Source organism: Agromyces hippuratus (genome assembly GCF_013410355.1).
Taxonomy (GTDB): Bacteria; Actinomycetota; Actinomycetes; order Actinomycetales; family Microbacteriaceae; genus Agromyces; species Agromyces hippuratus.
The window spans coordinates 3,408,293-3,421,195 of record NZ_JACCFI010000001.1; the positions used below are offsets into that span (position 1 = coordinate 3,408,293).

11 protein-coding genes are annotated in these 12,903 nt (G+C 71.3%); 5 read left to right on the forward strand and 6 right to left on the reverse strand.

The genetic code is table 11. The annotated features are described in order from the left end of the window. Window positions 1-14 precede the first annotated feature (14 nt). From BJY17_RS15935 to BJY17_RS15955, 5 genes are read left to right on the forward strand one after another with little or no spacing between them, the layout of a single operon-like run. Window positions 15-1,673: an ABC transporter substrate-binding protein gene (locus BJY17_RS15935; protein ID WP_246303747.1), complete on the forward strand. Its 1,659-nt coding sequence runs from the start codon at window positions 15-17 to the stop codon at window positions 1,671-1,673. Between the two features lie 48 nt (window positions 1,674-1,721). Next, the gene (locus tag BJY17_RS15940) at window positions 1,722-2,678 is read left to right on the forward strand and encodes an ABC transporter permease (protein WP_179552230.1); all 957 of its coding nucleotides are present in this window, start codon (window positions 1,722-1,724) and stop codon (window positions 2,676-2,678) included. After that, window positions 2,675-3,535 (forward strand): ABC transporter permease, encoded by an 861-nt coding sequence (locus BJY17_RS15945; RefSeq protein ID WP_179552231.1) that lies wholly within the window; start codon window positions 2,675-2,677, stop codon window positions 3,533-3,535. Before BJY17_RS15940 ends, BJY17_RS15945 begins: the two co-directional genes overlap by 4 nt. Next, on the forward strand, window positions 3,532-5,271 hold the full coding sequence (locus BJY17_RS15950; protein ID WP_179552232.1) for a dipeptide ABC transporter ATP-binding protein: 1,740 nt from the start codon (window positions 3,532-3,534) through the stop codon (window positions 5,269-5,271). The genes BJY17_RS15945 and BJY17_RS15950 overlap by 4 nt, the downstream gene beginning before the upstream one ends. A 44-nt stretch (window positions 5,272-5,315) precedes the next feature. Further along, on the forward strand, window positions 5,316-6,581 hold the full coding sequence (locus BJY17_RS15955; RefSeq protein WP_179552233.1) for a flavin-dependent oxidoreductase: 1,266 nt from the start codon (window positions 5,316-5,318) through the stop codon (window positions 6,579-6,581). 30 nt (window positions 6,582-6,611) lie between these two features. Here the strand turns inward: BJY17_RS15955 and BJY17_RS15960 are convergent, their stop codons facing one another. From BJY17_RS15960 to uxaC, 6 genes are all read right to left on the reverse strand, one after another. Continuing rightward, window positions 6,612-7,253, reverse strand: a complete 642-nt coding sequence (locus BJY17_RS15960; protein ID WP_179552234.1) for a GntR family transcriptional regulator — start codon at window positions 7,251-7,253, stop codon at window positions 6,612-6,614. A gap of 65 nt (window positions 7,254-7,318) precedes the next feature. Then, window positions 7,319-8,197, reverse strand: coding sequence for a cytochrome c biogenesis CcdA family protein (locus tag BJY17_RS15965; RefSeq protein WP_322789878.1), 879 nt, complete (start codon window positions 8,195-8,197; stop codon window positions 7,319-7,321). Next, window positions 8,194-8,955 (reverse strand): DsbA family protein, encoded by a 762-nt coding sequence (locus tag BJY17_RS15970; protein WP_179552235.1) that lies wholly within the window; start codon window positions 8,953-8,955, stop codon window positions 8,194-8,196. Before BJY17_RS15970 ends, BJY17_RS15965 begins: the two co-directional genes overlap by 4 nt. Before the next feature lie 41 nt (window positions 8,956-8,996). Further along, entirely contained in the window at window positions 8,997-10,244 is a 1,248-nt protein-coding gene (manD, locus tag BJY17_RS15975; RefSeq protein ID WP_179552236.1) for a D-mannonate dehydratase ManD, read from the reverse strand. Further along, window positions 10,241-11,485, reverse strand: coding sequence for a mannitol dehydrogenase family protein (locus tag BJY17_RS18990; RefSeq protein WP_179552237.1), 1,245 nt, complete (start codon window positions 11,483-11,485; stop codon window positions 10,241-10,243). The genes manD and BJY17_RS18990 overlap by 4 nt, the downstream gene beginning before the upstream one ends. Beyond that, window positions 11,482-12,894 carry a glucuronate isomerase gene (uxaC, locus tag BJY17_RS15985; RefSeq protein ID WP_179552238.1) on the reverse strand — a complete coding sequence of 471 codons (1,413 nt, stop codon included), beginning with the start codon at window positions 12,892-12,894 and terminating at the stop codon, window positions 11,482-11,484. The genes BJY17_RS18990 and uxaC overlap by 4 nt, the downstream gene beginning before the upstream one ends. Window positions 12,895-12,903: the final 9 nt, after the last annotated feature.

The following is a 12,903-nucleotide window of genomic DNA, read 5'->3' on the forward strand; positions in this document are numbered from 1 at the left end:
AGGAGCCGCCAAATATGTCCCCGTCCCCTGTCATGCCCGCCCGGAGCACCGGTCGCCGCGTCGCGTCGCTCGTCGCCGCCGGACTCGGAGCCGCACTCGTCCTGACCGGCTGCTCCGGCGCCGAACCCGAGAAGGCCCAGCCGGCCGAGTGGGAGCTCACCGCTCAGACCGACGCCCCCTCGGGTGACCTCGACTCGTTCACGTGGGCGAACTACGCCGAGCCCTACTCGCTCGACTACGCCTACGCGTTCGACTACGCCGACAACATGGTGCTCGCCAACGTCTGCGAGTCGCTCATGCGCCTGAACCCCGACTGGACCCTCTCGCCCGGCCTCGCCGAGTCGTTCGCGCACCCGACGCCCGAGACCTGGGTCTACGAGATCCGCAGCGGCGTCACCTTCCACGACGGCACCCCGCTGACCGCGGCCGACGTCGTCGCGTCGATGAGCCGCCACCTCGACCCGGCCGTCGGCTCGTCGTGGTACTCGAACTACCAGAACGTGGCCTCGATCGAGCAGACCGGCGACATGCAGGTCACGGTCACCATGACCGGGCCCGACTCGCAGTTCAACCTCGGCATGGGCGGCTCCGCCGGTGTCATCGAGTCCGCGGCCACCCTCGCAGAGAAGGGTGCCGACTACGGCAACTCGACCGGCGGCGTGAACTGCACCGGCCCGTTCAGCTTCGGCGAGTGGCAGTCGGGCGAGTCGATCACGCTCGAGCGCTACGACGGCTACTGGGACCCCGAGCTCACCGCGCGCTCGGCCGAGGTGAAGTTCATCTTCATGAACGACGCCAACGCCCGCACCAACGCGCTGAAGTCGGGTGAGGTCGACGGCGGCTGGATGATTCCCGCCGACGCCGTGCCCCAGCTGCTCGACTCCGACCAGGGCGACATGCTCTTCGGCCTGAACACCGCGGTCAACAACCTGATCATCTCCGACCTCGAGGGCCCGCTCGGCGACGTGCGCGTGCGCCAGGCGCTGCTCATGGCGCTCGACCGCCAGGGCATCGTCGACGCGGCGGTCAAGGGCTACGGCAACACGACCGACGTGCTCACGACCGAGTCGGTCTGGGACGGCGCGAGCGACGCCGCCATCGCGAGTGCGTTCGGCGACATCGAGGAGTACCCGTACGACCTCGAGGCGGCCAAGAAGCTCGTCGAGGAAGCCGGCGTGGCCGGCGAGGAGCTCACCTACGTGACCGCCCCGATCAGCAGCGACTTCAACGTCTACGCGCAGGCCACCGCAGCGGCGGCCGAGGCGATCGGCCTCAAGGTCAACATCGAGACCGTCACGCCGAATGCCTACACGGCGCTCTTCTCCGACCCGACCGCTCGCGAGGGCGTCGACCTGTTCTACACCTCGTGGTACCTCTCGAGCCCCGACCCGCTCGAGATGTACAGCGTGCTGCGCACCGGCGAGTTCAGCAACTACGGCGAATGGTCCAACCCCGAGTTCGACGCCGTCGTCAACGAGGCGCTCACGATCGAAGACCCCGCTGCGCGCTCGGAGAAGACCGCCGAAGCACAGCAGATCGCGAACGAGGAGCTCCCGTGGCTGCCGATGTTCGAGGCCCCCGTGACCCTGTTCATGGGTGAGCGCATCACCGGCGTCGCACCGTCGATCGCCTTCCTGTACTACCCCTGGGCAGCAACCATTGGCGCACGCTAGCACCGACGGGCGCAGCCTGGTCCACCTCGGCGGAGCGGGGGTCTCTCGATGACCACGCTCCGCCGGGTGGCGGGCAAGCTCGGCGCCCTGCTCCTCACGCTCTTCCTCGCATCACTGCTCGTGTTCTTCTCGCGGTTCCTCGTGCCCGGCGACCCCGTCAGCTTCCTGCTGCGCGGCCGGAAGCCCAGCCCCGAGGCCGTGGCCCAGGTCACCGCCCAGTACGGGCTCGACCTGCCGCCGTGGCAGCAGTACCTGAACTGGCTCACCGGCGTGCTGCAGGGCGACTTCGGTCGCTCGCTGCAGTATCGGCAGGATGTCTCGCAGGTGATCGGCGATCGCCTGCCGGTGACCCTCGGCCTCGTCGTCATGGCCGGCACGATGATCGCGGTGGTCGGCCTCACGGCCGGCATCGTGGCTTCCCTCAATCGCGGCAAGGTGCTCGACCGCGCCGTGCTCATCGGCCTCACCGTGCTCGGCGCCATCCCGTCGTTCGTCGGCTCCATCGTGCTGATCGCGATCTTCGCGGTGCAGCTCGGCTGGTTCCCGTCGTTCGGATCGGGCGAGGGGTTCTTCGACACGATCTACCACCTCGTGCTGCCGTCGATCGCGCTCGCGATCGTGTTCGTCGTGCTCGTCGGCAAGGTCACCCGATCCTCCATGGTCGAGCAGCTCGGTCGTGAGCACGTCGAGGTGGCGACCAGCCGCGGCCTCAAGCGCGGCACCGTGATCCGCCGCCACGTCTTCCGCAACTCGATCGGTCCGATCCTGACCGTCAGCGGTGTGCTGGTGGCCGGCCTCCTCGTCGCGAGCTCGATCGTCGAGGCGGCCTTCGGCCTCGCCGGCATCGGATCGCTGCTCGTCGCATCGGTCGACCGTCTCGACTTCCCGGTCGTGCAGGCGATCGTGCTGCTCATCGTCACGGCGTTCGTCGTGGTGAACGCGATCATCGACGTCCTCGAACCGTGGATCGACCCCCGAGCCGCCGCAGGAGCTGGTGCCCGATGACCACCCCCACCATGGCCATGAAGGTGCTCCGCGCCCCGCGTGTGCGGCGCTCGAGCACCACGTTCCTCATCAGCGCCGTGTTCCTCGGCGTGGTGACGCTCGCCGCGATCTTCGCGTCGTTCCTCGCCCCGTATCCGCCGAACCAGGTCGACCTGCTGAACATCCAGGCGGGGCCGAGCCCGGCGCACTGGCTCGGCACCGACGCACTCGGCCGCGACACCCTGAGCCGCATGATGTTCGGCGCGCGCACCGCGCTCCTCGCGCCGCTGCTCGTGGTCGTCTTCTCGACGATCGTCGGCATCCTGCTCGGCCTCCTCGCCGGCTGGCGCGGCGGCTGGATCGACTCAGTTCTCGGTCGCATCTTCGACGTGATCTTCGCCTTCCCGGCGCTGCTCCTCGCGATCATGGCGGTGGCGCTCTTCGGCAAGGGCCTCGTCGCCCCGGTCGTGGCGATGAGCATCGCCTACGCGCCGTTCGTCGCGCGGCTCACCCGCTCGCTCATCGCGTCCGAGCGTTCTCGGCCGTACGTCTCGGCATACCGCGTGCAGGGTTTCGGCGGCGGGTTCATCGCGCTCCGCCGAGTGCTGCCCAACGTGATGCCGATCGTCGGCGCGCAGTCGACGCTGAACTTCGGCTACGTGCTCGCCGAGCTCGCCGCCCTCTCGTTCCTCGGCCTCGGCGTCCAGGCGCCCACCGCCGACTGGGGCGCGATGGTGAACGAGGCCCAGTCCGGCCTCATCGGCGGCTACTTCCTTCCCGCACTCGTGCCAGCGGTCGCGATCGTGCTCGTCGTCGTCGCGGTCAACGTGATCGGCGAAGAACTCTCGGACCGCATCGGAGGCGAGATCCCCGCATGACACTCCTCGACATCTCCGAGCTCACGCTCGACCTGCCGAACGGCAGGCGACTGCTCGACGGCATCAGCCTCACGGTCGCCGAAGGGGAGACCGTCGGCCTCGTCGGCGAGTCGGGCTCGGGCAAGTCGCTCACGGCCCGCTCGGTGCTCGGCCTGCTGCCCAGCCGTGCGACCATGGGCGGTTCGGTGCAGCTGCTCGACCAGTCGGTGCTCGACGCGAGCCGCAGCGAACTGCTCGACCTCCGCCGCACGCGTGCGTCGATGATCTTCCAGGATCCGCGAGCCGGCATCAACCCGATGCGCACGGTCGGCGACCACCTCACCGAGACGATGCGTCTCTGCGAGGGTCGCTCCGCGGCCGACGCGAAGGCCGTCGCCATCTCGCTCATGGAGGCGGTGCGCCTGCCGCGCCCCGAAGAGCACCTGAACCAGTACCCGCACGAGCTCTCGGGCGGCATGCTGCAGCGCGTCATGATCGCCGGCGCGCTCACGAGCTCGCCGCGACTGCTCATCTGCGACGAGCCGACGACCGCGCTCGACGTCACGACGCAGGCCGAGATCATCGGCGTGCTCGCCGAGCAGCGTGCGAGCCGCGGCATGGGCATGCTCTTCATCACCCACGACCTGAACCTCGCCGCCGCGATCTGCGATCGCGTCTACGTGATGAGCGCGGGCCGGGTCGAGGAGCAGGGCGACGCCCGCCAGGTGTTCCGCAACCCCCAGGCGGCGTACACCAAGCGACTCGTCGCGGCCACGCCCACGATCGTCGTCGCTCGCGACACGACTCCGGCTGCCGACTCGGGCACGGATGCCGCTGCGGCGACGATCTCGGACGCGACCGTCCGACCGGCGACCGCCGACGCGGCATCCGATTCGGCTGCGGCAACCGGTGCGACCTCGACCGAGCCGATGCTCTCGGCGAGCGGCATCTCGAAGACGTACGTGCGCCGCGGCAAGGAGCCGGTGCGCGCGGTCATCGACGCCTCGATCGAGATCCCGCGGGGCGGCGCCCTCGGCGTCGTCGGCGAATCGGGCTCGGGCAAGTCGACCTTCGCCCGCATGATCGTGGGCCTCGAGCAGGCGGATGCCGGCGACATCCGCATCGCCGGACGCGAACGCACCTCGGTGCCGAGCTCGCGGGTCGAACGGCTCGAGCACGCCCGCTCCGTGCAGATGGTCTTCCAGGATCCGTACCTGTCGCTCGACCCGCGCATCACCGCGGGCAAGGCGATCGAGGACGCCATGCGACTGCACCGCCGCCTGTCGACGACGGACGCCCGGGATCGCGTCATCGAGCTGCTCGAGCAGGTCGGACTCGGTGACGTGCAAGCCCAGGCGCGGCCGCGCACCCTCTCGGGCGGACAGCGGCAGCGCGTCGCGATCGCCCGGGCGCTCGCGATCGAACCCGACGTGCTCGTCATGGACGAGGCGACGAGCGCGCTCGACGTGTCGGTGCAGGCGCAGGTGCTCTCGCTCGTCGAGGAGATCCGCCGCGAGCGCGGCCTCACGGTGCTCTTCATCAGCCACGACCTCGCGGTCGTGCGCCGACTCTGCGACGAGACCGTGGTCATGAAGACCGGCGAGATCGTCGAGCGCGGCAGCACGGTCGAGCTGCTCGGCAACCCGCAGCATCCCTACACACGACTGCTCATCGACTCGGTGCCGCGCCCGGAGTGGAACCTCGAGGCGGTTGCCGCAGAGGCGAGCGAGCTCGAGGACCCCGTCGCGCAGAACTGAGCGCGACGCCGTCGGCCCCGAACCATCGAACTGGAGAACCAACCATGAACGTCCTCATCGCGGGCGCCGGCATCGGCGGCCTGACGACGGCGCTCTCGCTGCACGCGGCGGGCATCGACGACGTGACACTGTACGAGTCCGTGCCCGAGATCCGGCCGCTCGGCGTCGGCATCAACCTGCTGCCGCATGCCGTGCGCGAGCTCACCGAGCTCGGGCTCGGCGACGAGCTCGCCGAGCTCGGCGTGGCCACGAGCACCCTCTCGTACTTCAACCGCCACGGTCAGCAGATCTGGTCGGAGCCGCGCGGGCGCGCGGCCGGTTACCACTGGCCGCAGTACTCCGTGCATCGGGGTCGCCTGCAGCTCCTGCTGCGCGACGCCGTGCTCGAGCGTCTCGGCGCCGACGCCATCCGCCTCGGCAGCCCGGTCGGCGACGCCCGCAGCGAGGGTGCGCGCACGAGCGTCGCCATCGTCGGCGGCCCCGATGCCGGCACCCGGATGACGGCCGACGCCGTGATCGCCGCCGACGGCATCCACAGTGCGCTGCGCCGCCAGCAGTACCCCGACGAGGGTGCGCCGGTGTGGAACGGCCTGATCCTCTGGCGCGGCACCGCGCGGGTGCGGCCGTACCTCGACGGGCTCACCATGATCATGGCCGGCGACGCGATGCAGAAGTTCGTCGCCTACCCGCTCTCGGCGGTCGGCGACGACGGGCTGCAGACGGTGAACTTCATCGCCGAGTACCGTTCCGACGACCCCGAGCCGGGTGCGAGCGACTGGAACCGAGGCGCAGACCCGAGCGCGGTGCTCGGCCGCTTCGCCGACTGGGACTTCGGATGGCTCGACGTTCCGGCCGTCATCTCCGCCGCCGACGAGATCCTCGAGTACCCGATGGTGGATCGCGACCCGGTCGAACGCTGGACCTTCGGTTCGCAGACGCTGCTCGGCGACGCCGCGCACGCCATGTACCCGATCGGTTCCAACGGTGCGTCGCAGGCGATCATCGACGCCCGCACCCTCGCCTTCCAGCTCGGCACGGTCGACTCGATCGTCGACGCGCTGGGCGCCTACGAGACCGAGCGTCGTCCGCGCACGACCGCGCTCACGCTCAGCAACCGGTCGATGGGGCCGGAGCAGGTGATGCAGCTCGCCTACGAGCGTGCGCCCGGTGGTTTCGGCGACATCGACCTCGTCGTGCCCTACGCCGAGCGCGCCGAGATCGCGAACCGCTACAAGCAGGCGGCGGGATTCGTACCCGAACTGCTGAACGAGCGGGCGAGCCTCACGGTGCCGACGCCCACCGACGACTGAGCCGTACGGTCGCCCGCAGGCCATTCGACGTCAGATCGGGCCGAGTTCGGGTCCGTGCGTCTCCATGAGGTGGGTGCGCAGGGCCTCGGCGAAGCCCGCCGGGTCGTCGGCGCGCAGCCGCTCGATGAGGGCGCGATGCTCGTCGATGACCTGGTCGGAGCGTTCGAAGAGCGAATCCCGGTGGGCGCTCAGCAGCAGCCGTTGCCGGGCGGTGAGCCGGTCGCCGATCTCGGCAAGGGTGCGATTGCCGCCGGCCTCGACGAACGAGCGGTGGAACGCGATCGTCAGCGTCACGAAGCCGTCGAGGTCGCGGGCCTCGAGGGCGGCGCGCTGTGCGACGAGTTCGGGCTCGAGCCGGTCGGCGAGCGCCTGACGGGCCGCCGTGGTCGCGCGCTGCACGCCGGCCGCCTCGAGGATCAGCCGCGCGTCGGCGAGGTCGGCGATCTCCCCGTCGCTGAGCGAGCGCACGAGTGCGCCGCGCTTCGGGTAGATCGTGATCCAGCCCTCGTCCTGCAGCCGGGTGAGCGCGGCCCGCACGGGGGTGCGGCTCATGCCGAGCTCTGCGGCGAGCTCGTTCTCGCTGAGCATGGTGTCGGGCCGGTGGGTGCCGTCGAGGATCCCGGCGCGGATCGCGGTGCGGGCGCGCTCTGCGGCGCTGTCGACGGTCGGCATCCCACCATCATGGCGCTGCCGCGGCCCCGGTGCATCCGCCGAGCGAGGCGCGCGCGCCGCGGGGGTCACGAGGGTTCGCCTTCGCGGGCGACCCCGGATGCCTCGGCGGAGACGGCGGCCGAGGCATCCGCTCGCCGTGCCGCTCTGCTGCGCCATCGGTGGATGCCCCAGGCGCCGGCCAGCGCGGCGATCGCGATCACGGCGAAGACGAGGTCGGGCACGCCCGCGGTGAGCTCGAGCACCCGGCTCTCGACCGCGAACTGCTGCGAGGCGCCGAGCACGCCGCCGAGCGAGGCGGTGCCCTCCGTGACGATGAGCAGCACGCCGATGCCGATGCCGAGGAGGCCGCCGACGATCTGCGTCCACGTGTTGGTCCATCGCCCGATGCGCACGGTGCGCGGGCGCAGCAGGCCGCGCAGCCGCGGCGATCGCGACCACGCGACGGCGAGCACGAAGAGGGGCACGGTCATGCCGAGCGCGAACACCGCGAGCACGACGCCGCCGTACAGCGGCTGCCCGCCGAGCGCGGCGAGCGCCAGCACCGATCCGAGCAGCGGGCCCGCGCACACCCCGGCGAGTCCGTAGACGGTGCCGAGCAGGTAGACGGATGCCACGCCGGTGCCCTCTGCGGCCCCGCCGCGGGTGAAGGCCGGCAGCGGGATGCCGATGAGTTGCACCGCGCCGAGCACGATGATCACGATCGCGGCGACCGTCACGAGGGTCGTGCGGTTCGTGCTGACGAACGCACCGACCGTGCCGGCGAGCACGCCGATCGGCACGAGGGTCGTGATGAGGCCGAGGTAGAACACCCCGGTGCGCGCGATCAGCCGGGTCGGGCTCGTGAACGCGTAGGCGAAGAACGCCGGCAGCAGCATCACCGAGCAGGGGCTCAGCAGGGTGAGGACGCCCCCGACGAGGGCGCCCGCGAGCCCGAGGTCGATCACTCGCCGGCCGCGGCCAGCTGCTCGTCGAGGAGGGCGCGGAAGTTCTCGATCGGCTGCGCACCGGCGATCGCCTGGTCGCCGGCGACGAAGAACGGCACGCTCGTGACGCCGAGCTTCTGGGCCTCGGCGGTGCTCGCGAGCACCGCGTCGCGGAGGTCGGCGCGGTCGAGGTCCTGTTCGAACTTCGCGAGGTCGGGCACCCCGGCCTCGGTCGCGAAGCCGATGAGCTTCTCGCGCGGCATGTCGGGGTGGCCCTTCTCGGGGGCGGCGGCGAAGACGGCCTCGAGGTACTCGGGGAACCTGCCCTGCTCGCCCGCGGCACGGGCCGCGACGGCGGCGTCGATCGACTCCTCGCCGAAGAACGCGACATCGCGGAACTCGTAGCGCACGAGGCCCTGCTCGACGTACTCGTCGAAGATGACCGGCAGCGTCTCGTTGGTCACGACGGCGCAGTAGGGGCAGCGGAAGTCGGCCCACTCGACGAGCACCACGGGGGCGTCGACGTCGCCGATCGCGAGCGGGTCGTCGGGGTCGCGGGTGGCGATCTCCGAGCCGGAGCCGTCGCCCGTGGCATCCGCCGACGGAGTCTGCGGCGCCCCGGCCGCGGGAGCCTGACCGGCGCTCGGCACCGACAGCGCGATCACGACGACGAGCAGGAACGCGGCGACCGCGCCGAGCACGACGTTCAGGATGCGGGCGAAGCGGAGCTTGCGCGCGAGCGGGTGGACGGGCTTCGGAGCAGGAGCGTTCGTGGACATCGCGGCCTAGGATACATGTTGAATCCTAGAGAACGATCCGATCACCAGTCGTGCATCGAGCCGTCGAGCAGTCGGTTGACCGGCAGGTACGCCGCCTCGTACGGATGTGCCGCAGCGACGACGTCGTCGTAGTCCACACCGAGCCCCGGGCTCGTGCCCGGCACGAGCATCCCGTCGCTGAAGCGGATCTCGCTGCGGAACACCTCGCCGGTGGCCGCGCTGTGCCGCATGTACTCCTGGATGCCGAAGTTCGGGATCGCGACGCCGAGGTGGATCGCGGCCGCGAGTCCGACGGGCGAGACATCCGTCGGACCGTGCACGCCCGACTTGATCTGGTAGACCGACGCGTAGTCGAGGATGCGGCGCAGGCCCGTGATGCCGCCCGCGTGCGTGATGGGGGAGCGCACGTAGTCGATGAGCTGCTCCTCGAAGAGCTCGCGGTAGTCCCAGATCGTGTTGAACACCTCGCCGATCGCCAGCGGCGTGGTGGTGTGCTCCCGCACCCGGCGCAGCACCGACTGATTCTCGGCGGGCGTCACGTCTTCGAGCCAGAAGAGGTCGTACGGTTCGAGCGACTTGCCGAGCTTGGCGGCCTGGATGGGAGTGAGTCGATGATGCGCGTCGTGCAGGAGCGGCAGCTCAGGGCCGAACTCGTTGCGCACCGCCTCGAACACCCCGGGAATGTGGCGCAGGTACGCCCGGGTGTCCCACGCCTCCTCGGCCGGGAGCGGTCCGCGCTTGGCGGGTTCGTAGTCGTAGCGGATGCCGCCGTCTCGGCCCGGCCCGCCCGGTGCCGCACCGCCCGCGACGCCGTAGACCGCGCCGAGGCCCGGCACCCCGGTCTGGATCCGGATGGCCCGATAGCCCTGCTCGAGGTGCTCGGTGATCGAGTCGAAGAGCTGGGGGAGCCCGGCGCCGCTCGCGTGCCCGTAGACGAGGCATCCCTCGCGGCTCCGGCCGCCCAGCAGCTGGTAGAGCGGGAGGCCGGCCGCCTTGGCCTTGAGGTCCCAGAGGGCGGTGTCCACGGCGGCGATCGCCGTCATCGTGACCGGTCCGCGGCGCCAGTACGCGCCGCGGTACAGGTACTGCCAGGTGTCCTCGATCGCGTGGGCGTCGCGACCGATCAGGAGCGGAACGAGGTGCTCCGACAGGTAGGCGGCGACCGCGAGCTCACGGCCGTTCAGCGTGGCATCGCCGAGCCCGGTCGTGCCGTCCTCGACGGTGATGCGCAGGGTGACGAAGTTGCGGCCTGGGCTCGAGACGAGCACCTCGGCGCCGGTGATCTTCATGATGCTGGAGTCCTTTCGTGGTCCGGGCCGTCGGCCGGTGCATGGGTGCTGGATGTCTCGAACGCGGCGGCGTCCGCGATGGCGCGGTCTGCGGCGGGGAGCGCTCGCCCCTCGGCGTGCTCGGCCTCGAGCACCGGCAGGATCCGGAGTCGGATCTTCAGCGGGGCATCCTGCTGGATCTGCCGGAGCCGGTGCTCGATGCGCCCGTTCGCGAACCGCGACCGGAGCCGGGCGAGGTATCGGTCGGGCTCGAGGTCGGCGGGCAGGTGGCGCACGGCCGCGGCCCAGAACGCCTCGACGTCGTCGGCGACCACCGGATCGGCCATGGCGGCCGCGACCGTCTCGTGCCCCCGGCTCAGCCCGCGTGCGGCGAGCATGGTGTGCGCGCCGTTCAGGAGCCACAGCTTGCGCGTCGTGTACGGGCCGACGTCGTCGGTGAACGTCGCCCCCGCCGATTCCCAATTCGGCCGGCCCGCCGGGAAGCGCCCGGCGAGCACCCAGTCGGCGAACGGCTCGGCGACGACCGGGGCATGGTCGTCCGCCCCGGTGAGGCGACCGGCCGCCTCGAGGTCGTGCGCCGTCGTGCGGGGGGTGATGCGGTCGACGGAGGTCGAGACGAACGACACGTCCTGCTCCAGTGCGGCCCGGAAGGCGGGGTCGACGCGGTCGGCGATGCCGCGGAGCAGTCTCGCGACGAGCGCACCGTTGTCGGGCAGGTTGTCGCAGGGCACGACGGTGATCGGGCCGGCGCCGACGGCATGTCGGTGCCGCAGCCCGTCGTACAGGCGCCCCAGGGGGGTCACCGGGTCGCGGCCGGCGGTCAGCCGGGCGACGTCGTCGGCGTGGAACGCCTCGGGCGTCGGGGCGTCGGGGCCGACGCCGTAGCCGCGCTCGGTCACGGTGAGTGTGACGATCGCGACGGATGGATCCGCGAGGAGCTCGCGGAACCGAGGCAGGTCCGCGCCGTCGTGCGCCTCGACGAGGTTCGGCAGCACGGTGGCCCGATCGCCGTCCGGCCCGCGCTCCACGAGGGTGAAGAGACCGCCCTGCTCGGCGAGCGGTCGCGCCGCGTCAGGGCTGCGCACGGTGAAGGCCGCGATGCCCCACTCGGCGGCGTCGGACGCGTTCGCCGTGAACCACACCTGGTGGGAACGGTGGAAGGCGCCGAGCCCGAGGTGGACGATCCGGACAGGGGGAACGACTGCACCGGGTGCGCGGCCGAGACGGGGAAGGGCGCTCACAGCTTGAACACCCGCCGCGGGGCCTCGTCGGTGAGGGTTCGGATGGCGCGGCGCGCCGCAGGCAGGGACATCCGCTCTTCGGCGACGAGGTCCGCCAGGAAGCCCGCATCGATTCGGCGGGCGACGTCGTGGCGCGCGGGGATCGAGCAGAGGGCGCGGGTGTCGTCGACGAACCCGGCCGTGCGCGAGAACCCGGCGGTCTCGACCGTCGCACGACGGAAGCGCAGCATCGCGTCGGGAGCGTCGAGGAACCACCACGGGGATCCGAGGTACACGCTCGGGTAGAACCCGGCCAGGGGCGCGAGTTCCCGCGAATAGGTCGTCTCGTCGATCGTGTAGAGCACGAGGTGGAAGCCGTCGGCCGTGCCGAAGTCCTCGAGGAGGGGCTGCAACTCGCGGGTGAAGCCGAGGGCGAACGGGATGTCGTGACCGGTGTCAGGGCCGAACGCGCGCCGTGTGGCCGGATGGTGATCGCGGTGCACGCCCGGGTGGATGGTCATGACGAGGCCGTCTTCGACGCTCATCCGGGCCGATTCGTAGAGCATGTGGGCCTCGAAGGCCGCTCGGTCGGACTCGACGGCGTCGGCGCGGCGGACCCGGTCGAAGAGCCGTGCCGCCTCGTCGGTGTCGAGCCGCAGCGTCTGCGCCGTCCGCACGCCGTGGTCGGCCGACAACGCGCCGTGGCGGATGAAGCGAGCGCGCTGGGTGCGGAGCGCCTCGAGGTACCCGGCATGGTCGGCGCCGGTGCCGGATGCCGCGGTCAGGCGATCGACACGGTCGGTGAAGCCGGGGGCCGCCGAGGTGTAGGCGTCGGGCCGGAACGTCGGCACGACCCGCGTCGGCACATCTGCCCGCTCGGCGAGCGCCGCATGGGCGGCGAGGTCGTCGAGCGGGTCGTCGGTGGTCGCGAGCAGCTCGATGCCGAAGCCGCGCAACAGGGCGCGCGGGCGGAACGCCGGCTCGGCGAGTCGACTGGAGAGCCGGGCGTACAGCGCGTCGGCATTCGCGGCCGACGGCTCGACCGTGACGTCGAAGAGCGTCGCGAGCTCGTGGCGCAGCCACAGGCCGCTCGCCGTGCCGTCGAAGATCGGCCACCGCTCGCAGAACCGGCGCCACACCGAACGGGGATCGGCCGGGGAGTCGCCCCGCCCGAGCTCGCCGTAGGGCACGCCATCGGCATGCAGCAGGCGGGTGACGTAGTGGTCGGGGGTGACGAGGAGCGTCGCGGGATCGCCGAAGGCGAGATCGGCCTCGACGAGTTCGGCCGGCACATGGCCGTGCGGGGAGAGGATCGGCAGTGCTTCGGCCTCGTGGAGGAGTTCGCGCGCGATGCCGCGCGTGCGCGGGTCGGCGGGCAGCACTCGCTCGGGGGAGTGCTCGAGCTGCGCGTCGGCAGTGGCGTGCGTCACGGTGTTCCT

Excerpts from the sequence above, each read along its gene's own strand:
- BJY17_RS15970 (WP_179552235.1), bottom strand. The coding sequence starts at position 8,955 with ATGTCCACGAACGCTCCTGCTCCGAAGCCCGTCCACCCGCTCGCGCGC.
- BJY17_RS15950 (WP_179552232.1), top strand. The coding sequence starts at position 3,532 with ATGACACTCCTCGACATCTCCGAGCTCACGCTCGACCTGCCGAACGGC.
- BJY17_RS15940 (WP_179552230.1), top strand. The coding sequence starts at position 1,722 with ATGACCACGCTCCGCCGGGTGGCGGGCAAGCTCGGCGCCCTGCTCCTC.
- BJY17_RS15945 (WP_179552231.1), top strand. The coding sequence starts at position 2,675 with ATGACCACCCCCACCATGGCCATGAAGGTGCTCCGCGCCCCGCGTGTG.
- BJY17_RS15955 (WP_179552233.1), top strand. The coding sequence starts at position 5,316 with ATGAACGTCCTCATCGCGGGCGCCGGCATCGGCGGCCTGACGACGGCG.
- BJY17_RS15960 (WP_179552234.1), bottom strand. The coding sequence starts at position 7,253 with ATGCCGACCGTCGACAGCGCCGCAGAGCGCGCCCGCACCGCGATCCGC.
- BJY17_RS15935 (WP_246303747.1), top strand. The coding sequence starts at position 15 with ATGTCCCCGTCCCCTGTCATGCCCGCCCGGAGCACCGGTCGCCGCGTC.
- manD (WP_179552236.1), bottom strand. The coding sequence starts at position 10,244 with ATGAAGATCACCGGCGCCGAGGTGCTCGTCTCGAGCCCAGGCCGCAAC.